We start from the raw sequence: 23,023 nt of genomic DNA, 5'->3' as shown, positions 1-23,023 counted from the left end.
AGGGTTTTGAATATTAAAAGAAGAAGTAGATGCTTTAAAAAAAGCCGGAAAGGAACTAGGAATATTTTAATTAAGTAAAAGGAAGAGGCTTAGTTCGTCACATGGAATGTGGTGAATTGAGCCTTTTTTAGAACCTATAATTACAGAATTTGTGAAATTTTTCTTACAAATGAAGTAGGCACGACAGAATGATTGTTTCTTGCTGGTAAAAGCTTTATACTATGTTAATGTGGATATATCACACTTAAAAGCTAATATTTACTGGTAATTTTATAAAATACGTATAAAAATCTTTAGAACAAGACAGGTCTTGAAATAGTTAGGGAAACAAATAAACTAACTATTTTGAAAGGAGATTAACATGAACGAGAAACAACGATTAGAATCACAACAAGTACACGCTGAAAATCCAGCGGACAAAAAATCCGACAAGGACTACAGTAAGTACTTTCAGGCCGTTTATATTCCGCCGTCCTTAAAAGATGCGAAAAAACGAGGTAAAGAAGAAGTCGAATATCATGATGATTTTGCGATTCCAGAAGATTTCCGTGGAATGGGAGAAGGCAAAAAGTTCTACATTCGTACATACGGTTGTCAAATGAATGAACATGATACAGAAGTCATGGCTGGTATCTTCACGGCCCTAGGCTATCAACCGACAAACACGGTAGATGATGCTAACGTCATTTTACTTAACACTTGTGCGATTCGGGAAAATGCAGAGAATAAAGTGTTCGGGGAACTCGGCCATTTAAAATCATTAAAATTGGAACGACCTGATTTATTGCTTGGTGTTTGTGGTTGTATGTCTCAAGAAGAATCAGTTGTAAAAAGAATCCTTGAGAAACATCATTTTGTTGATATGATTTTCGGAACTCACAACATTCATCGTCTACCCCAAATTCTAAATGAAGCTTATCTTTCAAAGGAAATGGTCATTGAGGTTTGGTCTAAAGAAGGCGATGTAATTGAGAACCTTCCGAAAGTGCGTAAAGGCAAAACGAAAGCATGGGTCAATATCATGTATGGCTGCGATAAATTTTGTACTTACTGCATCGTGCCTTTCACGAGGGGAAAAGAAAGAAGCCGCCGTCCGGAAGATATCATTCAGGAAGTTCGTCATTTAGCGGCACAAGGATATAAAGAAATAACACTGCTTGGTCAAAATGTGAATGCATATGGTAAAGATTTTACGGATATTAAATACCGTCTCGGTGATTTGATGGATGAAATCCGCAAGATTGATATTCCGCGTATTCGTTTTACAACTAGTCATCCACGTGACTTTGATGATCACTTGATTGAAGTCCTAGCAAAAGGTGGTAATCTTGTAGACCACATCCATCTTCCTGTTCAATCAGGAAGTACGGAAACGCTTAAGATTATGGCTCGTAAATATACGCGCGAACAATATTTAGAGCTAGTTAGAAAAATTAAAGAAGCGATCCCAACTGCATCTTTAACAACAGACATCATTGTCGGCTATCCGAATGAAACGGAAGAGCATTTTGAAGAAACAATGTCTTTATACCGAGAAGTTGGTTTCGACGCTGCTTATACCTTCATTTATTCACCACGCGAGGGAACACCAGCCGCGAAAATGCAGGATAATGTACCGATGGAAGTAAAAAAAGAACGCCTGCAACGCTTGAATGCCCTTGTTAATGAAACGTGTGCGTTAAAAATGAAAGAGTATGATGGACAGATTGTAGAAGTCCTTGTAGAAGGAGAAAGCAAGAAGAATCCGGATGTGTTAGCAGGTTATACAACGAAAAATAAGCTTGTGAACTTCAAAGGACCAAAATCTGCCATTGGCCAAATCGTAAAGGTGAAAATCACTGGAACGAAAACATGGTCATTAAATGGGGATATGGTTGAAGAAGCTACAGCAATTGAGGTGGAGTAAAATGACGAAATATACAAAAGACGATATTTTAACAAAAGCGGCAGAGTTGGCTGAAATGATTGCCAGCACAGAAGAAGTCGATTTCTTTAAACGGGCGGAAGCTCACATCAACGAAAACCAAAAAATCCGTGAAATGATCGCGAGCATCAAAAGCTTGCAAAAGCAGGCTGTTAACTTCCAACATTATGGAAAAGAGAAAGCATACGGCCAAGTACAGGCCAAAATTGATGCACTTGAAAAACAATTAGACGAACTTCCGATTGTCCAAGAATTCAAACAATCACAAGTTGATGTAAATGATCTTTTACAAATGGTCTCCTCACAAGTTTCTAATAAGGTGACGGATTTAATTATTGAATCAACCGAAGGAGACATCCTTCGCGGTGAAACAGGTTCGCAGGTACAGGCTGGCGGCGGAAGCTGTTCATAAACTTTTCTAAAACCCTTCTGATTTCAGGAGGGCTTTTTTATACTCGTAAATCCTTATACAGTGCCCATTCGTGACACATATCCCAAAACATGCGCATAAAATAACCTAGGTTTAAAACAATACAGCAGTTTTCAAACAATAAAAATTCTACGCACACTAGACTTTTACCACGCATAGGATGAATGGAAACTGTATGAGGAGGGTTCGCTAGCATGTCACAATATAGAGAGATAATTACTAAAGCGGTGGTGGCAAAGGGACGGAAATTCACAAAGTCCTCACACACCATTTGCCCGGCTCATCATCCTTCTAGCATTCTAGGTTGTTGGATCATCAACCATAAATACGATGCAAAGAAAGTCGGCAAAAAGGTAGAAATTCACGGCAGCTACGAAATCAACGTTTGGTATTCCTATAACCATAATTCAAAGACGGAAGTTGTTACTGAAAAAGTACAATATACCGACGTGATTTCGCTGAAATACCGTGATCCGGATTGTCATGATGACCATGAAATCGTTGCACAAGCTGTCCAACAGCCTAATTGTTTAGAAGCTTGCATCTCCCCATGTGGACAAAAAATCATTGTCCATGTGGAAAGAGAATTCTTTGTAGAAGTCGTCGGCGAAACAAAAATTTGTGTCGCTGTAAATCCAGATGGCCGCTGTGAGGATGACTGGGGCTCTGATTTCGATGATGAGGAATTCGAAGATTTAGATCCGGATTTCCTAGATGAATTCGAAGACGAATAGACGAATAGAATATAGAAAGTCACTACCGGATGACATTCCCTTCATCCGGTTTTATTTAATTTGAAGAGGGACAGGCTTTATGCAGGCATATTGATATACCAGTCCCAATAAGTTTACGGATAAAATGTTAAGTTTTACTTGTTAATACCTGTAGAGAATTAGTGAATTTATCGGCTTTACTCACAGGTTCAGGGATTTACCATGCAATTTCGAATACAGGCAATGTTGCTTTCCCATATGTTATAATAAAAGACATATGTGAGTAATAGATTTTAGTTAGGAAAGGTTTTGAAGGAATGGCTGGATATACTCCGATGATTCAACAATATTTAAAAATTAAGGCAGAGTATCAGGATGCCTTTTTATTTTTTCGTTTAGGCGATTTTTATGAAATGTTTTTTGATGACGCGCTGAATGCGTCACAGGAGCTCGAAATAACATTAACGAGCCGAGAAGGTGGAAGTGAAGACCGAATTCCAATGTGCGGGATTCCGTATCATTCGGCGGCTAATTATATTGATATATTGATAGAAAAAGGATTTAAAGTGGCGATTTGTGAACAGACAGAAGATCCTAAGCAAGCCAAAGGGGTAGTTCGCAGGGAAGTTGTCCAGCTGATTACGCCGGGAACGAAAATGGATAGCAAGGGTCTTCGTGAAAAAGAAAACAATTACATTGCGACGATCACTCATTTTTCTAATGACCAGTTTGGTTTTGGATACAACGATTTATCGACAGGTGAAAATAAGGTCACTTTGATTGAGAACTTTGATGAGGTACTGAATGAATTTGCTATCCTTGGTGCGAGCGAAGTTGTTATTGCTGCTGATTTTAATGAAGAATGGAAAAAGAAACTTCAGGAACGGGGCGCTGCCGCTTTATCATTAGAGGACAATTTGGAACATAGTGAGTCGTTCGTTCCTTTACTGCATCTATTAAAGGACGAAAAGCAGATGACAACGACCTCTCGTTTATTGAATTATTTATATCGTACCCAAAAACGAAGTCTTGATCATTTGCAGCCGGTTCTTGCATATGAGACGTCACACTATATGAAAATTGATTATTATAGCAAACGAAATTTGGAATTGACCGAAACCATCCGTTCCAAAGGTAAAAAAGGATCATTATTATGGCTTCTTGATGAAACGAAAACAGCAATGGGTGGACGTATGCTTAAGCAGTGGATTGACAGACCACTCATTAATAAAAAACAAATTGAGCGGAGACAAAGTCTTGTTGAAACACTGAAAAGTCAATACTTCGAACGTCAAGACCTCCGTGAGCGCCTGAAGGAAGTGTACGATTTGGAGCGGCTTGCCGGACGAGTCGCCTTTGGAAATGTTAACGCGCGGGACTTGATCCAGTTGAAACGTTCGTTGCAACAGGTGCCTGTCATCCGTGAAATTGTAAAGTCAATGGCCTCTAATCAGGATATTTCTGTTCTTGCCGATAAATTGGATCCATGTGAAGAAGTGACAGATTTGCTCGAAACTGCGCTTGTTGAAAACCCGCCGTTGTCCGTTAAGGAAGGGAATATTATTCGAGATGGTTTCCACACTGAGCTGGATACATACCGAGATGCCAGTAGGAACGGAAAAACTTGGATTGCTCAGCTTGAACGAGAGGAACGGGAACGCACAGGGATTAGGTCATTGAAAATCGGTTATAACCGTGTGTTCGGTTATTATATTGAAGTCACCCGGGCTAATCTGCATCTGCTTGAAGAGGGGCGCTATGAACGGAAGCAGACTTTAACGAATGCTGAACGTTATATCACACCTGAATTAAAAGAAAAAGAAGCGTTAATTTTACAAGCCGAGGAAAAAAGCATCGGTTTAGAATATGACTTATTCCTCAATCTTCGCGAAGAGATAAAAAGCTATATCCCGCGTTTACAAGATCTAGCGAAAGGCGTCAGTGAGCTAGACGTTCTACAGTGCTTTGCCACTATTAGCGAAGAGCGTCATTATGTGAAGCCGGTCTTTTCAGAGAATCGAAGAATTGTTTTGAAGGAAGGACGACATCCTGTAGTCGAAAAAGTGCTTCAATCACAGGAGTATGTCCCAAATGACTGTTTTATGGATAGCGAACGTGAACTACTCTTAATTACAGGTCCGAATATGTCCGGGAAAAGTACGTATATGCGTCAGATTGCGTTAACATCTATTCTGGCACAGATTGGCTGTTTTGTATCAGCAACTACAGCTGAATTACCTATTTTTGATAAAGTGTTTACTAGGATTGGAGCGGCCGATGATCTGATTTCCGGCCAGAGTACGTTTATGGTCGAGATGCTCGAAGCAAGAAATGCGATCACTAATGCGACTGAAAACAGTCTGATTTTATTTGATGAAATTGGACGTGGGACCTCCACTTACGATGGTATGGCACTTGCTCAGGCCATCATAGAATATATTCATGAAGAAATTGGAGCAAAGACACTCTTTTCAACACACTATCACGAATTGACTGTACTCGCATCGGAGCTACCTAAATTGAAAAATATCCATGTTAGTGCAATTGAGCAAAATGGAAATGTTGTCTTCCTTCATAAAATAAAAGAAGGACCAGCAGATAAAAGTTATGGAATTCATGTGGCTAAGCTTGCTGATTTGCCGAAACAGTTAATTGACCGTGCAGCAGATATTTTAGCACAGCTAGAAAATGAAAATGGCCAAGCAAAGGAATTGCCTGCACAGCCAGCCGTTGTTTCAAAAGAACAAATTACTGAAACTGCTCCTAAAGCTGAGGTCAATGAGGCACAGCTATCCTTTTTCAGAGAAGAGGCTCCTAAAGAAAAAATAAGTTCTTCTCCTAAGGAAAAAAAGGTGCTCGATGACATTAAATCGCTTGATATCCTGGAAATGACACCACTTGAAGCGATGAATATTCTTTATAAATTGCAAAAGAAACTAAAATGAAATATTGAAGTGAGGCGATGAAAATGGGAAAAATCATACAGCTTGACGAGGCTTTATCGAATAAAATCGCTGCTGGCGAAGTTGTTGAACGCCCTGCCTCAGTCGTGAAGGAACTTGTGGAAAATGCCATAGATGCTAACAGTACCATCATAGAAATCGAACTAGTGGAGGCTGGACTTGGTTCTATCCGAATTGTAGACAATGGAGATGGGATATTAGCTGATGATATTGAGGCAGCTTTTAAACGTCATGCTACAAGTAAAATAAAAGATGAGAATGACCTTTTCCGGATTCGGACGCTTGGTTTCCGAGGCGAAGCTATGCCGAGTATCGCTTCAGTTTCCCGTTTCGAACTGAAAAGCTGCACAGGTGAAGGAGTAGGAACACGTATACTTCTTGAAGGGGGCATCGTTAAGGAACTCGAAGCTTCTTCCAGTCGGAAAGGTACGGATATCATGGTTTCCGACTTGTTTTACAATACACCTGCCCGGTTGAAATATATGAAAACAATTCATACCGAACTCGGTAATATTACGGATGTCGCTAACCGGCTGGCACTTTCCCACCCGGATGTTTCGATTCGTTTATCACACAATGAGAAGCGTATCCTGCATACGAATGGTAATGGGGATGTGCGGCAAGTACTAGCAGCAATCTACGGTATGAATATCGCGAAAAAGATGATTCCGATTCAGGCAAGCTCTTTGGACTTCACTCTATCTGGATATATCGTTATGCCCGAGGTCACTCGTGCCTCACGGAATTATATATCAACGATGATAAACGGTAGGTTTATTAAAAACTATGCACTTGTGAAAGCAATCTTGGATGGATATCATACGCTTCTTCCTATTGGACGTTTCCCGATTGCTTTATTAAATATTGAAATGGATCCAATTTTGGTCGATGTCAACGTTCATCCATCTAAAATGGAGGTAAGGCTTAGTAAGGAACAGGAATTGTACAATCTTGTGTCGGAAACAATTAAATCTGCTTTCAAAAAACTGTCTTTAATTCCAAGTGGATATACACCCTCACCAAAGCTGGAACAGGTAAAAAGTGAGCAAACTACGCTAGATTTAGATCATGTCGTGGAAAGCGGGAAGCGGGTCCTTGAAGAAGCAAAGAAAGAAGCCTCACTCCTGAAGAATACCTTGATTCGAGAAAATCAGGAACAGAAGAACTATCAAGATCCTGTTGAAGAAATCGTGAATATCGAACCAATAGAGGAATTAGTTTACAGAAGTGACGAACAGCAGCAAATGGAAGACACGTATATCCCGGTCATTCCGGAAGACGAAAGAAGACCATATTTCGAATCCGCAAAAGGGTATACAACATATACAGTCGAACAAGAGGAAGAGATCGAAATCGATGAATCGGCAAGCCGCATCCCGCCCATGTACCCAATAGGGCAAATGCATGGTACGTATATTTTCGCCCAAAACGAAAAAGGCTTGTATATCATCGACCAGCACGCTGCCCAGGAACGGATTAAATACGAATATTTTAAAGAAAAAGTCGGACGTGTCGAAAACGAGCTACAGGATATGCTGGTTCCCATCACACTTGAGTTCTCGACCGACCAATGTATCCGAATCAATGAATACCAGCATGAACTAGAAAAAGTAGGCGTCTATTTAGAGGAGTTCGGCTATAATGCCTATATAGTTCGGTCACACCCTCAGTGGTTTCCTAAAGGTATTGAACAGGAAATCCTTGAAGAAATGATTGAACAATTGTTATCTATGAAAAAAGTCGACATCAAAAAACTCCGCGAAGAAGCGGCGATCATGATGAGCTGTAAAGCCTCTATAAAGGCAAACCGTCATCTGCGGAATGACGAAATTCAAGCACTATTAGATGAACTAAGACAAACAACAGACCCATTCACCTGCCCACACGGAAGACCTATCATCATCTCATATTCGATTTATGAGATGGAGAAGATGTTCAAGCGGGTTATGTAATTATAAACGCTGGAGAACCCTTTATTTACAAGGGATCTCCAGCGTTATTTTGGTGAAATGACCACTAAATGACCACATTTATTGGTCTATGCTCTTTTTACCTAGAGCTTTTGAAAAGTTCTCTGCTGAAGAGTCCTGTATATTCTAAGTAACATGACTATATTTATCTAAGGTTATAGAAACATTTGAATGTCCTAATCTTTCTGATACCACTTTAGAATTTTCTCCGATCTCCAACATTATAGTTGCATGTGTATGTCGTAAATCATGAAATCGAATCCTCTTCATTCCTGCAAGCTTACTATCATAAAGAAACTGCTTGAGTATCGTATTGGGATTGACTGGTTCTCCGCCAAAAGCAGAAACGACAAAGTGATCCTCTATTAACTTCAACCCCACTTTTAATAGTTGTGCCTGTTTCTTATTCCTTTTTCCGTTATGTGTTTTAGGTGTTTGTAAAACAAGACCTTGACCTGAAATATAATAAAGGGAATGCTGCACAAAAATTTTCTTTTTGTTAAAATCCATATCCTTCCATTTTATCAATGGAATACATGTGGTGGTGTTCCTATGCAGCTAAGGATGGAAGACCAAAACAAGTTTCCAATTTGGGTAAGTGTATTTGGAAATTAAAAAATGCTGTATATGGCAATATTTTTTTGTTATGTAAAATTAGCCGAAAATATATAAAAATATGTATATTTTTCGACTTATAAAAATGTTCAATTAGGTACTAAAGTGCCAGTTCACCGTTCGCTAAACAAAGACATCATCTCAACTTGTTCTATATCACTCTTTTATTACGATATCTTGCTTTGAAAAAGCGTACTCCAATCAAATAATTTTTTAATTCTGTGTACTAACAACTGTACTTGAACTTAGGCTCTGTCTGAATATAAAAGGCATTTCTTACTTGTGCACTCCAATTTGCAAAGGCTGATCTCCATTCAGGAGTGTTAAAGAATTGATCTACAGTTTGAGTTTCAGAATGCCAAACTATAAATAGGTTGAGTGGGGCAATTCCTCCTGCCCAAATTCCATTATTTGCGTCAGTATCTTCTTCCCTTACTAATAATAAGGGTAGACCAAATTGAAAAGCCATTGAAGGTTCTACTTGTGAATAAACTGATCCTTCCCAGAACGGAGTGGATGGTGGAAGGGGTCCCTCATTGACGCCAACTGTCTTAATTTGAAAACGACGGAGGTTTACTGCCAACATTCCATAGCTTGATGAAACTAACCGACGAATATCGGTTAAAATGGCTTCGGGATAACTTTCGCTTAAAGGTAATGTACGTGGAAAAAGCAAAGCATTCTCAATCTCAAAAATTAGACGGTTTAGAAACTGTCGTTGGTTATCATTTAAATGAGTTGTCGTACTTAAAAATATGGGAATACGATAAGCACGGTCAATACACTCTTGGTGTGCCGATGATGAATATACTTCTTCCTTTAAAGGTTCATTTTTAGAATTGCTTGAGGAATCTGTACCTTTATTATCTTTATATTTATCTTTATCTTTATATTTATTTTTATCACTACCCACTTTTCTCATCTCCTTTTTTAATTAATATATGGGAAGGGATTAAGTATTGATTGGACATAACAATCTGACTTCTATCCCTTTTTTTGATAAGGACTTTAAAGAACAAAAACTAATAATTTATGCCTAAATTTGATTTTTTTGTTTTAAACCTACAGACTGATTAGTATTTGTACTATCAAATCAGGGTGACGATGGAAAAGGAGGATTATAAGATTTTCCGATTAAACCAGCAGGAATCTATTTTGGATTAAATAAAATAATGAAGACCACAATAAGTGGTCCCTTTTATTTGTTCAAAAATCAACATTAATGTTTAACAAAGCCTAATAACGAAGGGATGTTTTGAAATGGCAAATTTAAAAAGAAACATGATCGAATTGGTAAAAGAAGTGAAGGAAGCTGAAATTGAAACGGTAAAGTATCTCACACCTGAATTTATTCCTTTTTCTGTAGTTTATGAAGCAATCGATATGACACAAGAAATTGATAAAAGCGAAGAGGCTAAAAGTGCTGCATCTTAAAAAGAATTGATTGATAAACTGTTAGATTTTGTAGCAAACAAGATTTATAACAAGCAAAAGAAGAACTATTCAATGGCCTTCATGCCCCAGATGATATCCAAACCCTGCAAGAACAAATTATTTTTGTGCACAGGGCCGTCAAAATGATGAAACAAATAAGTTTTTGGCGGTGAGAAGCACCCATAAGCCGAATAGTTCTTTTTATTTTGTATACAAATGGGGTGAAAAAGATGAATGTTTCAATTGGGTTATTGATCACTCTTATTGGTTCATTATGTACGGAAACAGGGGCTGTCCTAGGATTGTTAACATATAGCCGAAATAGAAAAAACGATATCAAAAGTAATGTCAAAAATGATGCTACAGAATCGGCAATCATTAGAACAAAGTTAGACAATATTGGTCAATCAGGTGATTTAATTAGGATAGATTTTAAAGCATGTGATCAACCTTGGACTGCATTATTAGAAAGTTAGTTCTTTGATGAAGAACTAAATAACTTACTAAAGCCCCTATTGTATAAAGTATATTGAATATGTTGTGAGAAATATCTCATTGAATCAATTTGAATTTGTCATACAAAGCTTGTAATTTTTATAACCTTAGAAAGAAGTTAATTATGATCAGAAAGGAGCGGAAATATGCTTCTCTCTAAATTTGTAGATGAACTTCCTATCCCACCTATTTTAAAAGCTCGATGGAAAGATCAATTTCATACTTATTATGAAGTGAATATGACAGAATTTAAACAATCACTCCATAGTGAGTTAAATGATACAACTGTATGGGGCTATGAAGGCAGCTATCCAGGACCTACAATTGAAGTAGAGAGCGGAGAAAAAGTGTTTATCAAATGGATCAACAATCTTCCAGAAAAACATCTTTTGCCGGTAGACTATACGGTACATGGTGCCCATTTGGATGTACCAGAAGTACGAACGGTAGTACATGTTCATGGCGCTAGTGTTGAACCGGAAAGTGATGGCTACCCGGAGGCTTGGTTTACAAAAGGATTCAAACAAGTGGGTCCATATTTTAGAAAGCAAATATATCAATATGATAATAACATGCGGGCTTGCAACCTCTGGTATCATGATCATTCACTTGGTATCACAAGACTCAATGTATATTCTGGATTGGCAGGGTTTTACTTTGTAAGAGAGCAACGGGAAAGGTTATTAAATTTACCAGCTGGTCAATACGAAATCCCACTTATGATTCAAGACAAAACCTTTAATTATGATGGTTCTCTTTATTACCCAAGAAAGCCAAAAAAACCAGTTGTGGAATTAGAAACATCGATAGTTCCTGAATTTTTTGGGAATACAATCCTAGTGAATGGCAAAGTATGGCCCTTTTTAAAAGTGGAACCACGTAAATATCGATTTAGGCTGCTTAATGCATCTAACACCCGTTTCTATAGGTTCAAGCTTGATTCGGGACAACTTATTTATCAAATCGGAACGGATGGAGGATTAATGGAATATCCGATAGGAGTCAAAGAAATCATATTGGCACCTGCAGAAAGAGCAGATGTCATCATTGATTTTACCAATCTTGAGGAAATGAATATTATCGTGAAAAATGACGCTCCCGCACCTTTTCCAGATGGGGATCCTGCAAATGCAGTAGGTATAGTGATGGAATTTAGAGTCTCTCTTCCTCTTACAAGTATTGATACCAGTGTTATTCCGTCGTATATGGAGCCTTTTCCAAAGATTATTGAACAGTCGGCTTCAAAGGAGAGATACTTAACTTTAAATGATAATATGGATCAGTACGGACGGGAATTCATGTTATTAGATAATAAACCGTGGGATGCTCCTATTACAGAAAATCCAAAATTGGGATCAACCGAAATATGGTATCTAATTAACTTAACTACAGATACTCACCCTATTCATCTTCACTTAATTGATTTTCAAATATTAGACCGGAGAGATTTCGATGTAGAAAAGTATAACAAGGAGAGAATTATCCATTATACGGGCCCCGCGTTGCCACCCGAACCACAAGAACGAGGAGGGAAGGATACAGTTAGAGCTAATCCTAAACAAGTAACTCGAATTATCATGAAGTTTGGTCCCTATACAGGATTGTATGTTTGGCACTGTCATATATTGGAGCACGAGGATTATGAGATGATGAGACCATATATTGTTATCCGATAATAGACTGTATCCTGTCAATCCTCAATGCACGCTAGGGTATATTTTGATACAGAGCATGCGGTTTTTTTGAATGTATTCAAGGAGATTTGAAGCGTAATATAAAAACTAGTGATAAAGTTACTTTTTACTCATTTATTTAATTTTATCAATCCTATGTATTAATGACTTTTCATTTCCGAATAGAAAACTTGTGGTCATTTTTGTGGTCATTCATATTATGGTGGTCACCCAATGTGGCAAATAAGTATTATTAAATCCAGCACATACTTGGATACGATTATTCAATACTAGGATTTATCTTTTTCAAATTTCGTATTCCGACTAGTTTCTTCTATAATATATGAGAATTTAAAATTGATTCCTCTCTATAATTTAGTGGAGTATAGCGAAAATATATGAAATCGACTTTTTAAAAGAGTCATGTAATTAATAGCAATGGAGAACCCTTTTTATATAGGGTTCTCCATTGTTTTTTGAATGAAAAAATCATTTAATAACACCTATTTATTTTTCTAAACCTGTCTTTCAAATTTTTTAAAAAATTATCAGAAGATGAGTAAACTTTTAGTAAAAATAATACTGAGGATTAGATGGAATTTGATAGTTATATGCCGGAGTTGTATACATTTGGTTTTCATAGTGATTTATATACTGCTGCGGATATTGATGTGTAACCCCTTCACTAGCTCTGTTGCAGTTAGCAGGTGGACCAATAAATGTTGCTGGTTTGACTGGTGCAATTGCTTTTTTCCATTGGTTTTCATCCATGCAATAGGTATGCGCCATAATATCCGGAGGTGTCAATTTCAAGATATCCGAACCAAGAATTACTTCGGGCGTTGGTGCATTAAAAATAGCAAGTAGATGTGTGTCATCAACAGTCGCCACTTCATAATGCCACCAACCTTGTGGAACGTTGGCTACTTGACCAGGTGTAATAGGATAATTCTGTATTTGTTTTGTAAAAGGATTCAGTAATGAAACAGTTGCAGCTCCAGAAATACAGTAAACTAGTTCTGCAGCATTTTGGTGATAATGCGGTTCCACCACATTGTTGACGCTCAGGAAAATATCTAGTAAAGACGTATTTTCAAGTGTGTTCAATTGTTTGACACCTAATACATTTATATAATTTTGATTATCTTTTTTTACGAGGAGACTTTTATTTATATCAAAAGTGAATTGTGTTGATGGTGAAGTGTAGTCCATATATGAAACCATAGTATATCATTCCTTTTAAAAATCGAAGTTTAATGCAGGATATGTATATATTCATTTTAATGTGCAAATGCCTAGTTAAAAATAAATTGTTGTACAGTTTGTAACAAATGCAAATGGGAATCCGATGTAAGAGTAATATAATAATTAATTCACCTAAGGTGTTTATAAAATAAAAGCACTTCAATTTAATACTATTAATTTAAATAATATAAAAAGTTCAGACGTATAATTTCAAACGTCTGAACTTTGTTTAATTGGTTATATTAAATAGTAATGCTTAATTTTATTGTGCGAGAACTAGGAAGTTCCTTGACCCAGCTAGGATAAATTTCGATTGTAAGTTAGATATATATTCCATTTTATTCTGTGGCAAACAGCTCTATAAAAATCCAAAACATTAATTCGTATCAAGGCCTGTTGGCATATACCTTACTTTTGATAGACATTGAAGAATAGATGTACAAACCAAAGCAGTGATTGACTTTATTGCATGTCAAGTAATGAAAATCAATCGTAAAAAGAAACGGCAATTCAGTTTTAGATTGCCTAGATGAGACTCTTTTTGTAGAGATTAGCCAGAGTTTGACGATATGGGTACCCATATTAGTTTTGTATTTAACGCTAGAAGATAGAAGGTATTAATTGAGCATTATTCTTCTATAATATTGAAATGAAATGGCTTATCTGAATTTTCACTATAGTCTAATTTTAAATAAGCAGAATTTTCCCATTGCGTGTTATGAAATTACAGTGATATAATGTTTCCTATGATTTTAAAAGTTTAACATAGGAAGTGGCTAAATTGTCGAACAATTCAAAAGAAAGTAAATTCGTCCCGTACGTATCTGCATCTAAATCTCTACCAGAATTAACTGTAACAGCTATAATTCTAGGGATTATTCTTGCCGTCGTATTTGGGGCAGCAAATGCATACTTAGGCCTACTTATTGGATTAACTGTCTCTGCTTCAATACCCGCAGCGGTAATCTCCATGGCTATTTTAAGAGGGATTTTTCGTAGGGATTCAATTTTAGAGAACAATATTGTGCAAACGATGACCACAGCAGGTGAGGCCATTGGTGCCGGTGCTGTATTTACTATTCCAGCATTATTCATGTGGGATATCGAAGTGAGTCAAGCATTTATCATTTTCGTTGTATTAACGGGGGGATTCCTAGGAGTCTTTATGATGGTTCCCCTTCGTCAACTTTTAATTGTGAGAGAACATGAAACATTACCTTATCCTGAAGGTACGGCATGTGCTGAAGTACTGAAGTCAGGTGAAAAAGGTGGTACAAGTGCCAAGTTAATCGGAGCCGGATTAGTAATCGGTGGAGTTGTTAAAGCGCTTGGTGATGGATTTAAGCTTTTCAAAACAGAAGTTGAAACAGGAATTTCGAATTTTAAAAATGCAGTAGTTGGTCTTGATGCCTTTCCTTCTCTTTTGGGAGTAGGTTATATCATTGGACCACGTGTTGCTGGTCAAATGCTAGGTGGAGGGTTATTAGCCTGGGTCGTTCTTATACCAGCAATTAGTTTCTTTGGAAGCACCAATACAACAGCTATTTTCCCTTCTGATGTACCAATCGGTGAATTGGACGCATGGGGAATATGGGATAACTATATCCGTTATATTGGAGCTGGTGCAGTTGCTACTGGTGGATTAATCACTTTAATTAAAACATTACCTATTCTTTTCAGTTCAGTTTTTGATACTCTTAAAGGCGTAAAAGCTAATAAAGGACATCTTAAATCTGGTTCTATACGTACTGAAAAAGACATACCAGCTAAATACGTTTGGTTGGGAACAATCATTGTTATTTTAATCATTGCTTTCACACCTATAACAGATGTAGGAATCATCGGTGCGATTGCAATTGCGATTTTTGGATTTTTATTCGTAACAGTGGCTTCAAGGGTTGTTGGAATCGTCGGAAGTTCTTCTTCCCCTGTTTCTGGAATGACTATAGCCACACTATTAATTGTAGCGATTGTTTATAAAGCTACTGGTTTTACAGGTACAACGGGAATGGTGGCCGCTTTAACCGTGGCTGCAATCATTTGTACAGCACTTGCTGTTTCAGGTGACGTTTCTCAAGATTTAAAAACAGGTTATATCGTAGGTGGAACGCCATGGAAACAACAAGTTGCTATGATGATTGGTGTTGTCGCTTCTGCATCAGTGATTGGGTTTATCCTAGTTCTTATGGATAATGCCTATACAATGGGATCTGCAGAACTTCCTGCACCTAAAGCGGCACTTATGAAAATACTTGCTGAAGGTGTTCTTGGAGGAGACTTACCTTGGACCCTTATCTTTATCGGTGCGGCCATTGCCATCACTTTAGAGTTTTTCGGTCTAAATTCACTAGTTGTTGCAGTAGGTATTTACTTGCCAGTTCATACTAGTGCCCCAATTATGATTGGTGGATTTGTACGTTTCTTCGTTGAATACTTCGCGAAAACAAAAGAAGCACTAAAAGCACGAGTAGATAGAGGTACATTATTTGCATCTGGATTAATAGCAGGAGAATCATTAATTGGTGTGTTTATTGCAATATTGATTGCAGCAGGAGTTCAAGTTCCAGCTGCTGCGAAATTAGCAAGCAATCTGATTCCATTCTTACTATTCCTTGCTCTAGCTGGATTGCTCTGGTTCATATCTAGCAAAGGGAAAAAAGAAGATGCTTCGTAAACGCAAATCACAAAAGAGGAATCTGTTAACAATGGTTCCTCATTTGGAAAGACGCGTCACTTTGGAACATGATTCTTCGGAAGCAACCTTTTTGATCATTCAACGGACCAATTTTGTGGAAAGAATAACGATTCGTTTTTTCAAACAGCCTTCAGTTCGCCGAATCAAGCTAGATAAATTTGGAGCATTTGCTATTCAACAAATGGAATTCCAAAGAAATGTTAATCAGATTTCTGAAGCTATGAGCGAACATTTTGGTGAGGAAGCAGAACCAGCCCTACCACGGTTAATGAAATTTTTGGAAATTCTTGAGGTTCATGATTGGATCATATGGGATGCAGATGAAGAGAAATGAAAAACAAGCTGAAGCATATTTTGATGCTTCAGCTTGTTTTTTGCTGTTTTGGAAAGAAAGTCTAGTATAGAGAAAACATATAGAATAATTATTCGAAATGATATCAAGGTAGTCAGGAATTTTATTTCATTATTTCAAGTTACACCTATTTATATATTAAAAAATGAACGACGAGTATAATTATTTGTAATCTGTTTATTGTAGGTGTATTCTAGACATGTTGGGCATAAATAAAAAAAAGTAAGAACGTTATATTCATGAAAAGCAGGTGGAGAATTATGGGGAGAGTACAAGGTAAAGTAGCGTTAGTGACAGGTGGAGCATCTGGTATTGGATTATCTATATCCACATTAATGGCTAAAGAAGGCGCAAAAGTCGTGATAGCTGATTTTAATGAAGCAGGAGCTAAGGAAGCGGCAGAAAGCATTAAAAAACAAGGTGGAGAAGCAACCGGAGTATTTTTAGATGCTGGACAGGCAGATTCGATTAAGGCTGCTGTTGACTTTACAATAGAACAATACGGAACTATTACAGTACTAGTTAATAATGTTGGCTTAACTAACTTACATAAAGATCTTGATGTCGTGAATTTAGATTTGGATGAATGGGATCGACTTATGGATGTAAACTTGAAAAGTGTACTATTAGGAAGCAGATTTGCTATTCCACACATGATTAAAGCAGGTGGAGGTTCCATTATCAATACTGCATCAATGGCTGGGTTTGCGGGCGATGCCGTACGATCAGCTTATGGCGCGTCAAAAGCAGGTGTTGTGAACCTGACTCGTTATATCGCTGCACAATATGGTAAAGATCATATTCGTTGCAATGGTGTGGCACCAGGCCTTATTTTAACTCCTGCAGCAAAGGATAATATTCCTCCAGCTGTACTCGATATATTTGCCAAGTATAATGCATTGCCATACCACGGTGAAGCGGATGATATCGGATATACCGTTGTATTCCTTGCATCTGATGAGTCAAAATTCATTACAGGACAGACGATCCAGGTGGAAGGCGGCCACTATATGGCCAACCCAAGTATCTCCGATTTCAATGAATTTGTAGCAAAAGCACAGTCGAAATAACGATAGAGTAGATATTCATATAATAAACTTTACCCCGAATAGCACTTTCATCATTCGGGGTTTTTAACATTAGCTAGAAGGCATCTTATGAAAATAATAATGAAAAAATACAATCCTCGACATAAACAAGGGCTTACGATTAAATTAATTTTTTTATATAATAAACCATGAAAAATCACAATTCCATTTAAGCAGGTGTGTCTTAATGAAAGAAACATATTATGATGAATTGCTAAACATCAAAACAGTAGGAGAACAAAAGGAATTTAATAAGTCTTTGCATTATCATCGTTATGAGCCAACGCCATATAGCGCACTAGAACAATTATTCAAGAAGTATCAATTAAAAAGTAGTGATCGCATTGTGGATTTTGGTTGTGGTAAAGGGCGATTGAATTTCTTTATTCATTACTTATTTCAAGCTTCTGTTGTTGGAGTAGAAATGAATAGAACTTTCTATATAGAAGCTATTGAAAACCGATATAGGTATATGAAAAAAACGAATAAAAACAAAGATAATATAGAATTTCATTGTTGTTTGGCAGAAAATTACGAGATTGATTTGCGAGACAATCGTTTTTATTTCTTTAATCCGTTTTCCGTGCAAATTTTCATGAAAATCATTAATAATATATTGCTTTCATTCGAAAAGGAACCACGGGAAATCGAATTGGTTTTATTTTATGGATCAAAAGATTATATCTTTTTCTTAGAAAATCAAACCGCTTTTGAAATGAAAGAAGAAGTAATGTTACCAGATTTGTCTGAGCATAATCCTTATGAGAAATTTGTCATATATCAATTGTTATAGTAAACAAAACTCTTTTTGGAAGGTAAACTATTCATAAAAAAAGTTTCAAATCGAAATGGATATTTTGCATTGAAGGAAAGGTAGTTTCTCCTTAATTATCCAAACTCAAAAAACTTGTGAAATTTATCTATTTATTATAATTTTTGTAGAAAGTTCACTTAATTGTGATATTTTATATCTAGGACAGAAATCTGTTACTTTACCAGTAAAAGTGCACTTCATTGATATGAGGATGTAAACAGCGGTGATCCTGCTAGTAGTTAACCGCAGATTCTGTCACTGGTAGATAATCATTTGCGGTTTATTTTGTAAGGGGGATGATGGAGAAATGGGAAAAACAAAGAATCGGTGGCTGATTGCTGCCTCGGCAGTTGGGATTCACCTGTCGATTGGTTCTGTGTATGCTTGGAGCGTATTTACGAAACCACTCGCAAGTGAATTCGGATGGGATTTGACTGATATTAGCTTAACATTTAGTATTGCAATTTTGTTTCTTGGCCTATCCGCGGCATTTCTTGGACATTTTGTTGAAAAGTATGGTCCTAGAAAAGCTGGCATACTCTCAGCCGTTTTTTTTGGCTTAGGTATATCGGGTGCTGGTGTAGCGATCAACATGGAATCATTGCCTTTACTTTATATTGCATATGGAGTTTTCGGTGGAATCGGACTTGGCGTAGGGTATATCGCCCCAGTATCGACTTTAGTGAAGTGGTTTCCAGATCGTAGGGGGCTAGCGACTGGTCTAGCCATTATGGGCTTTGGATTTGCGGCACTGATTAACTCACCAATCATTCAAAGTTTGATTGGTTCTATTGGAATTGCTAATACCTTTTTTACTCTTGGAACCGCTTACTTTATTATAATGATAGCTTCATCTCTTTACTTGGAGCCCCCGGAGAAAGACTGGCTACCTGATGGGTATAAAGAAAAAATTAAAATGGGAAAAGTGAAGCCATTGCAGGATCTTTCGCAACTAACGGCAAACGAGGCAGTAAAGACAAAACGTTTTTATTATCTCTGGCTTATGCTGTTTATTAATATTACCTGTGGGATTGCTATCATTTCAGCAGCATCTCCACTTGCTCAGGAAAGTATTGGATTGAGTGCCGTAGCGGCAGCTGCCCTAGTTGGGGTTCTTGGTGCTTTTAATGGCCTTGGACGTATAGGTTGGGCATCTGTGTCAGATTTCATTGGTCGCCCGAATACGTATACCGTATTTTTTTCCATACAAGTCATCGCATTCCCACTCTTGACATTTACGGATAATCCAGTTGTTTTTCAAATTTTATTAGCGATTATTTATACCTGCTATGGGGGAGGGTTTGCTTCGATTCCAGCGTATATCGGTGATTTGTTCGGAACAAAGCAGTTAGGTGCTATTCATGGGTATATTTTAACGGCATGGGCAGCAGCAGGTCTTGTTGGACCGATGTTCGCTTCATGGATTAGAGAAACAACAGGTAGCTATTCCCAAAGCTTAATCGTTTTCACAGGTTTTTTCGTGGTTGCTTTGATCATCTCTATATTGATTCGCTTGGATATAAAGCGCTTGAAAAATATCAAGACTAACGATATTAAACAAATCGGTGTTTGATAATATCCTGACAAGTCTATTAATTGAATGTAAACATCTCCGAAGGATTGAGAAATCATAAATAAGTATGAATTGGAGTTCAGCAATAAACACCTTTTTATATTAAAGCTTTGTAGAATAATCTTGGTAAAGTCTATATTATTAGCCACAGCAATCTTTATAATGATTGCTGTGTTTTTGTATTTGAAAAACCATGATTAAATAAAATATTGAATTAACCTTTTTAAATGAATTAAAAATGAGAAAACTTCATATGGCACAATATAGGGAACATTATATTCCTTAGATTAAGAGAATTACATATAAATAAACGAATTGCCTTATTGAAGCAAGTATCAGTCTTTTTTAGTGTTTAAATACTTAATAGTTTCGTTCAATAACAAAGTGTGCACGGTCGCCTCTAAAGAGGGTCTTAGAGAATTCAATAACCGATCCATCATCCTCATATGTGTATGTTTCTAACGAAAAACAGGGTGAACCATTAGGGACTTCTAACTTATCTGAAATGGAGTCATCGGCAAGGGAAAATTCCAAGTGTTCGACTGTTTTTTTTACTTTTAAACTAAACTGTGTTTCAAGCACACTAAAGAGTGATTTTTCACAGGCTTCAATATTCAGCCCAGGCGTTTTGTACCAAGGGAGATAGGCTATTTCATATTGAAGTGGGACATCGTTTACGTAACGCACACGCTCTAGCTTATTGACAGGATCACCTACGTTTTGCTTGAAAAGATTGGCTAGGGTAGCGTTTGCTTCGATAACCTTTAAGCTTATGACCTTTGTAGAGGGGTTTTTCCCTTGCATCGTGACTTGCTCAGAGAACTTTTCAACCGTGCTTGTAAGAAATTGCTTCACTTTATTTTCCGAAACGAAAGTCCCTTTGCCTTGAACACGATAGATATAGCCTTCGACAGTCAATTGCTGTAAAGCAGTGCGAACTGTTGTCCTGCTTACTCCGTATATTTTACAAAATTCCGCTTCAGTTGGTAATTTTGTATTCGTTTGATATTCGCCGTTTTTTATTAGATCGATAATTGATTCCTTAACTATGGAATGCAATGCCGCTTCTTTATTCATGGTTTCCAAAGTGATTCCTCCTTAACTCTTTCCAATATATACATTAAGATTATCTCGGATAAGTTCAATAATCAACATTAAATAATAAATTTGTAGTAACAAGTAAAAATTTGTGTTGATATTTTCTATATTTGTAACTACAATATAAATACAGAGGCAATAATACCCAGTTTAGTAATTATCTTTTAAGGAGAGTGATGTGAAAAAGACAAATCATTGGTTAAGCAAAAAATGTGTGATTTCATTTATTGTAAAAATACAGAATAATCAATTATTAAAAAGGGGGTAATTTCAATGAATATCTTATTATGTTGTTCAGCCGGAATGTCTACAAGTTTGCTAGTTACCAAGATGGAAGACAGTGCAAAGAAACAAGGAGTAGATTGTAAAATATGGGCTGTTGGTTCTGCAGAAGTGAACAACGAAATGGATAAGGCTGATGTCATTTTATTAGGTCCACAGGTTCGATATCTTCTTTCTAAGTTACAGGAAGCAGGAAAAGAAAAAGGAATTCCAGTCGCAACCATCAATCCAATGTTCTATGGTCTATGTAATGGTGAAGAAGTACTAAAACAAGCCACTACTTTAATAAAAGGAGAATAAGGATATGATGACTTTTATTGATAAGTATATTATGCCTGGAGCTGTAAGGGTAGGGAATAACCGTCATTTACTTGCAATTCGTGATACGTTGATTGGAATGATAGCGATTACAATGATCGGGTCGTTTGCTGTCCTGTTTAATAACCTTGGGCAAGTCATCAAGCCTTATGGAAGAATGATGGAGGCCATTTTCGGCCCTGCATGGAATACGCTTGGCAGTGATATTTGGTTTGGAACCTTTGCGTTTATGACGGTATTCGCTGTGTTCGGTATTTCTTATAAACTAGCAAGATCGTACGGGGATGACGGTTTTGAAGCAATGTTGGTTTCTGCAGCCTGTTTTTTCTTATTATTGCCTCAAATCGGCAATGTCACTTTAACCATCGATGATAAGGATGTTACAGGTGGAGCGTGGGGATTCGTCAGCGTAAATTATTTTAATGCAACAGCCTTATTTACAGGAATAGTCGTTGCCCTTTTAGCAACAGAGATATTTGTTAGACTTTCAAGAGTAAAATATTTAGTCATTAAATTACCTGATGGAGTACCACCAGCAGTAGCTCGTTCATTTGCAAAGTTAGTGCCGGGTATGGCAACAATCTTTTTTGCTGGTGTGTTCGGACTACTTTTCCGTAAAGTTACAGATGGACAGGTATTAAATGACTGGCTTAGTAAAGTAATTGTCTCCCCCTTACAAAGTGCTGTAGATTCACTGCCATTTGCCATTTTACTAGTATTTCTTGTTCATTTATTATGGATGATTGGTTTACACGGACCAAATATCCTTGGTGGAATTACAACACCGCTTTTTGAAAGTTCGGGAGTGAAAAATATTGATTTATACGCACAAGGTGTCAAAGATATGGACCAATACGGAGTACTGGCAGGTTCTTTCCTAGATGCATTTGTTTATTTAGGTGGATCTGGAGCAACATTGGGTCTGATCATTGCAATGGTCATTGCCGGCCGAAAACGTTATAAACAGATGATTGCACTTGGAGGGGCACCAGGGGTGTTCCAGATTAACGAACCCATTCTATTTGGATTGCCTATTGTTCTGAACCCAATGTGGTTCATACCATTTGTCCTCGGTCCAGTAATTACAACAGTTATTTCTTATATAGCAGTAAGTAGCGGAATGGTTTTTCCAATTGTCGCTAAGATACCTTGGGTTACACCACCGATTATTGGAGGATTTCTTGCTACTGGGGGACATATGTCGGGAGCGGTATTAGCTGCTATAAATTTAGTCATTTCAACAGTGATTTATTTACCATTCGTTTATGCCCAAGTGAAGATAGACACAAAAAATAAAACAGAGCTTACAAAAGATTCAGAAACGCTAAACGTTTAAGAAAG

At 37.2% G+C, this 23,023-nt stretch carries 19 protein-coding genes; 15 read left to right on the top strand and 4 right to left on the bottom strand.

The annotated features are described in order from the left end of the window. Positions 1 to 361 precede the first annotated feature (361 nt). The 5 genes from miaB (at position 362) to mutL (ending at position 7,982) form a co-directional block, all read left to right on the top strand. Positions 362 to 1,906: a tRNA (N6-isopentenyl adenosine(37)-C2)-methylthiotransferase MiaB gene (gene miaB, locus JFU50_RS00840; RefSeq protein WP_053345400.1), complete on the top strand. Its 1,545-nt coding sequence runs from the start codon at positions 362 to 364 to the stop codon at positions 1,904 to 1,906. A 1-nt stretch (position 1,907) separates the two neighbouring features. Further along, a complete protein-coding gene (locus JFU50_RS00835) occupies positions 1,908 to 2,336 on the top strand; it encodes a RicAFT regulatory complex protein RicA family protein (protein ID WP_053345401.1) in 429 nt (142 codons plus the stop codon). A 212-nt stretch (positions 2,337 to 2,548) separates the two neighbouring features. Continuing rightward, positions 2,549 to 3,088: an outer spore coat protein CotE gene (locus JFU50_RS00830; protein ID WP_056526911.1), complete on the top strand. Its 540-nt coding sequence runs from the start codon at positions 2,549 to 2,551 to the stop codon at positions 3,086 to 3,088. A gap of 296 nt (positions 3,089 to 3,384) precedes the next feature. Further along, positions 3,385 to 6,012 (top strand): DNA mismatch repair protein MutS, encoded by a 2,628-nt coding sequence (gene mutS / locus JFU50_RS00825; protein WP_201221365.1) that lies wholly within the window; start codon positions 3,385 to 3,387, stop codon positions 6,010 to 6,012. Positions 6,013 to 6,035: 23 nt separating this feature from the next. Next, entirely contained in the window at positions 6,036 to 7,982 is a 1,947-nt protein-coding gene (mutL, locus tag JFU50_RS00820; RefSeq protein WP_201181369.1) for a DNA mismatch repair endonuclease MutL, read from the top strand. Positions 7,983 to 8,126: 144 nt separating this feature from the next. Here the strand turns inward: mutL and JFU50_RS00815 are convergent, their stop codons facing one another. Together JFU50_RS00815 and JFU50_RS00810 are read right to left on the bottom strand one after the other, a co-directional pair. Further along, positions 8,127 to 8,528: a site-specific integrase gene (locus JFU50_RS00815; protein ID WP_201181368.1), complete on the bottom strand. Its 402-nt coding sequence runs from the start codon at positions 8,526 to 8,528 to the stop codon at positions 8,127 to 8,129. Positions 8,529 to 8,841: 313 nt separating this feature from the next. Further along, the gene (locus tag JFU50_RS00810; RefSeq protein WP_201221361.1) at positions 8,842 to 9,537 is read right to left on the bottom strand and encodes a hypothetical protein; all 696 of its coding nucleotides are present in this window, start codon (positions 9,535 to 9,537) and stop codon (positions 8,842 to 8,844) included. A 338-nt stretch (positions 9,538 to 9,875) separates the two neighbouring features. On the opposite strand from JFU50_RS00810, the gene gpG reads away from it, so the two are divergent. From gpG to JFU50_RS00795, 3 genes are all read left to right on the top strand, one after another. Continuing rightward, positions 9,876 to 10,049, top strand: coding sequence for a phage tail assembly chaperone G (gene gpG, locus JFU50_RS00805; RefSeq protein ID WP_201181366.1), 174 nt, complete (start codon positions 9,876 to 9,878; stop codon positions 10,047 to 10,049). Between the two features lie 206 nt (positions 10,050 to 10,255). Then, positions 10,256 to 10,525, top strand: coding sequence for a hypothetical protein (locus JFU50_RS00800; protein ID WP_207196309.1), 270 nt, complete (start codon positions 10,256 to 10,258; stop codon positions 10,523 to 10,525). 165 nt (positions 10,526 to 10,690) lie between these two features. After that, entirely contained in the window at positions 10,691 to 12,220 is a 1,530-nt protein-coding gene (locus JFU50_RS00795; protein ID WP_201221356.1) for a multicopper oxidase family protein, read from the top strand. A 564-nt stretch (positions 12,221 to 12,784) separates the two neighbouring features. On the opposite strand, the gene JFU50_RS00790 is transcribed toward JFU50_RS00795, so the two are convergent. After that, positions 12,785 to 13,441 carry a cupin domain-containing protein gene (locus JFU50_RS00790; protein ID WP_201221354.1) on the bottom strand — a complete coding sequence of 219 codons (657 nt, stop codon included), beginning with the start codon at positions 13,439 to 13,441 and terminating at the stop codon, positions 12,785 to 12,787. A gap of 802 nt (positions 13,442 to 14,243) precedes the next feature. Here JFU50_RS00790 and JFU50_RS00785 point away from each other — a divergent pair. The 5 genes from JFU50_RS00785 to JFU50_RS00765 all read left to right on the top strand — a co-directional run bounded on the left by JFU50_RS00785 (position 14,244) and on the right by JFU50_RS00765 (position 19,984). Beyond that, positions 14,244 to 16,136: an OPT family oligopeptide transporter gene (locus JFU50_RS00785; RefSeq protein ID WP_201181360.1), complete on the top strand. Its 1,893-nt coding sequence runs from the start codon at positions 14,244 to 14,246 to the stop codon at positions 16,134 to 16,136. Beyond that, the gene (locus tag JFU50_RS00780; protein WP_053345410.1) at positions 16,126 to 16,491 is read left to right on the top strand and encodes a PqqD family protein; all 366 of its coding nucleotides are present in this window, start codon (positions 16,126 to 16,128) and stop codon (positions 16,489 to 16,491) included. The genes JFU50_RS00785 and JFU50_RS00780 overlap by 11 nt, the downstream gene beginning before the upstream one ends. A gap of 278 nt (positions 16,492 to 16,769) precedes the next feature. Further along, entirely contained in the window at positions 16,770 to 17,579 is an 810-nt protein-coding gene (locus tag JFU50_RS00775; RefSeq protein ID WP_098175292.1) for an SDR family NAD(P)-dependent oxidoreductase, read from the top strand. A gap of 205 nt (positions 17,580 to 17,784) precedes the next feature. Next, positions 17,785 to 18,390 carry a methyltransferase gene (locus tag JFU50_RS00770; protein WP_201181358.1) on the top strand — a complete coding sequence of 202 codons (606 nt, stop codon included), beginning with the start codon at positions 17,785 to 17,787 and terminating at the stop codon, positions 18,388 to 18,390. 328 nt (positions 18,391 to 18,718) lie between these two features. After that, the gene (locus JFU50_RS00765; protein WP_201221352.1) at positions 18,719 to 19,984 is read left to right on the top strand and encodes an L-lactate MFS transporter; all 1,266 of its coding nucleotides are present in this window, start codon (positions 18,719 to 18,721) and stop codon (positions 19,982 to 19,984) included. Between the two features lie 360 nt (positions 19,985 to 20,344). On the opposite strand, the gene JFU50_RS00760 is transcribed toward JFU50_RS00765, so the two are convergent. Further along, positions 20,345 to 21,061, bottom strand: a complete 717-nt coding sequence (locus tag JFU50_RS00760; RefSeq protein WP_201224986.1) for a GntR family transcriptional regulator — start codon at positions 21,059 to 21,061, stop codon at positions 20,345 to 20,347. Positions 21,062 to 21,355: 294 nt separating this feature from the next. Here JFU50_RS00760 and JFU50_RS00755 point away from each other — a divergent pair, with 294 nt between their 5' ends. Further along, positions 21,356 to 21,664 carry a PTS sugar transporter subunit IIB gene (locus tag JFU50_RS00755; protein WP_053348020.1) on the top strand — a complete coding sequence of 103 codons (309 nt, stop codon included), beginning with the start codon at positions 21,356 to 21,358 and terminating at the stop codon, positions 21,662 to 21,664. Between the two features lie 4 nt (positions 21,665 to 21,668). After that, positions 21,669 to 23,018: a PTS sugar transporter subunit IIC gene (locus JFU50_RS00750; RefSeq protein WP_201221350.1), complete on the top strand. Its 1,350-nt coding sequence runs from the start codon at positions 21,669 to 21,671 to the stop codon at positions 23,016 to 23,018. The last annotated feature ends 5 nt before the right edge of the window (positions 23,019 to 23,023 follow it).

Source organism: Peribacillus sp. TH14, assembly GCF_016651145.1.
GTDB lineage: Bacteria > Bacillota > Bacilli > Bacillales > DSM-1321 > Peribacillus > Peribacillus butanolivorans.
This window is presented reverse-complemented; position numbering and strand designations above follow the sequence as displayed.

What these genes read in the sequence shown, in the direction of transcription:
- miaB (WP_053345400.1), top strand. Translation starts at nt 362, where the DNA reads ATGAACGAGAAACAACGATTAGAATCACAACAAGTACACGCTGAAAAT.
- JFU50_RS00835 (WP_053345401.1), top strand. Translation starts at nt 1,908, where the DNA reads ATGACGAAATATACAAAAGACGATATTTTAACAAAAGCGGCAGAGTTG.
- JFU50_RS00830 (WP_056526911.1), top strand. Translation starts at nt 2,549, where the DNA reads ATGTCACAATATAGAGAGATAATTACTAAAGCGGTGGTGGCAAAGGGA.
- mutS (WP_201221365.1), top strand. Translation starts at nt 3,385, where the DNA reads ATGGCTGGATATACTCCGATGATTCAACAATATTTAAAAATTAAGGCA.
- mutL (WP_201181369.1), top strand. Translation starts at nt 6,036, where the DNA reads ATGGGAAAAATCATACAGCTTGACGAGGCTTTATCGAATAAAATCGCT.
- JFU50_RS00810 (WP_201221361.1), bottom strand. Translation starts at nt 9,537, where the DNA reads ATGAGAAAAGTGGGTAGTGATAAAAATAAATATAAAGATAAAGATAAA.
- gpG (WP_201181366.1), top strand. Translation starts at nt 9,876, where the DNA reads ATGGCAAATTTAAAAAGAAACATGATCGAATTGGTAAAAGAAGTGAAG.
- JFU50_RS00795 (WP_201221356.1), top strand. Translation starts at nt 10,691, where the DNA reads ATGCTTCTCTCTAAATTTGTAGATGAACTTCCTATCCCACCTATTTTA.
- JFU50_RS00790 (WP_201221354.1), bottom strand. Translation starts at nt 13,441, where the DNA reads ATGGTTTCATATATGGACTACACTTCACCATCAACACAATTCACTTTT.
- JFU50_RS00780 (WP_053345410.1), top strand. Translation starts at nt 16,126, where the DNA reads ATGCTTCGTAAACGCAAATCACAAAAGAGGAATCTGTTAACAATGGTT.
- JFU50_RS00775 (WP_098175292.1), top strand. Translation starts at nt 16,770, where the DNA reads ATGGGGAGAGTACAAGGTAAAGTAGCGTTAGTGACAGGTGGAGCATCT.
- JFU50_RS00770 (WP_201181358.1), top strand. Translation starts at nt 17,785, where the DNA reads ATGAAAGAAACATATTATGATGAATTGCTAAACATCAAAACAGTAGGA.
- JFU50_RS00765 (WP_201221352.1), top strand. Translation starts at nt 18,719, where the DNA reads ATGGGAAAAACAAAGAATCGGTGGCTGATTGCTGCCTCGGCAGTTGGG.
- JFU50_RS00760 (WP_201224986.1), bottom strand. Translation starts at nt 21,061, where the DNA reads ATGAATAAAGAAGCGGCATTGCATTCCATAGTTAAGGAATCAATTATC.
- JFU50_RS00755 (WP_053348020.1), top strand. Translation starts at nt 21,356, where the DNA reads ATGAATATCTTATTATGTTGTTCAGCCGGAATGTCTACAAGTTTGCTA.
- JFU50_RS00750 (WP_201221350.1), top strand. Translation starts at nt 21,669, where the DNA reads ATGATGACTTTTATTGATAAGTATATTATGCCTGGAGCTGTAAGGGTA.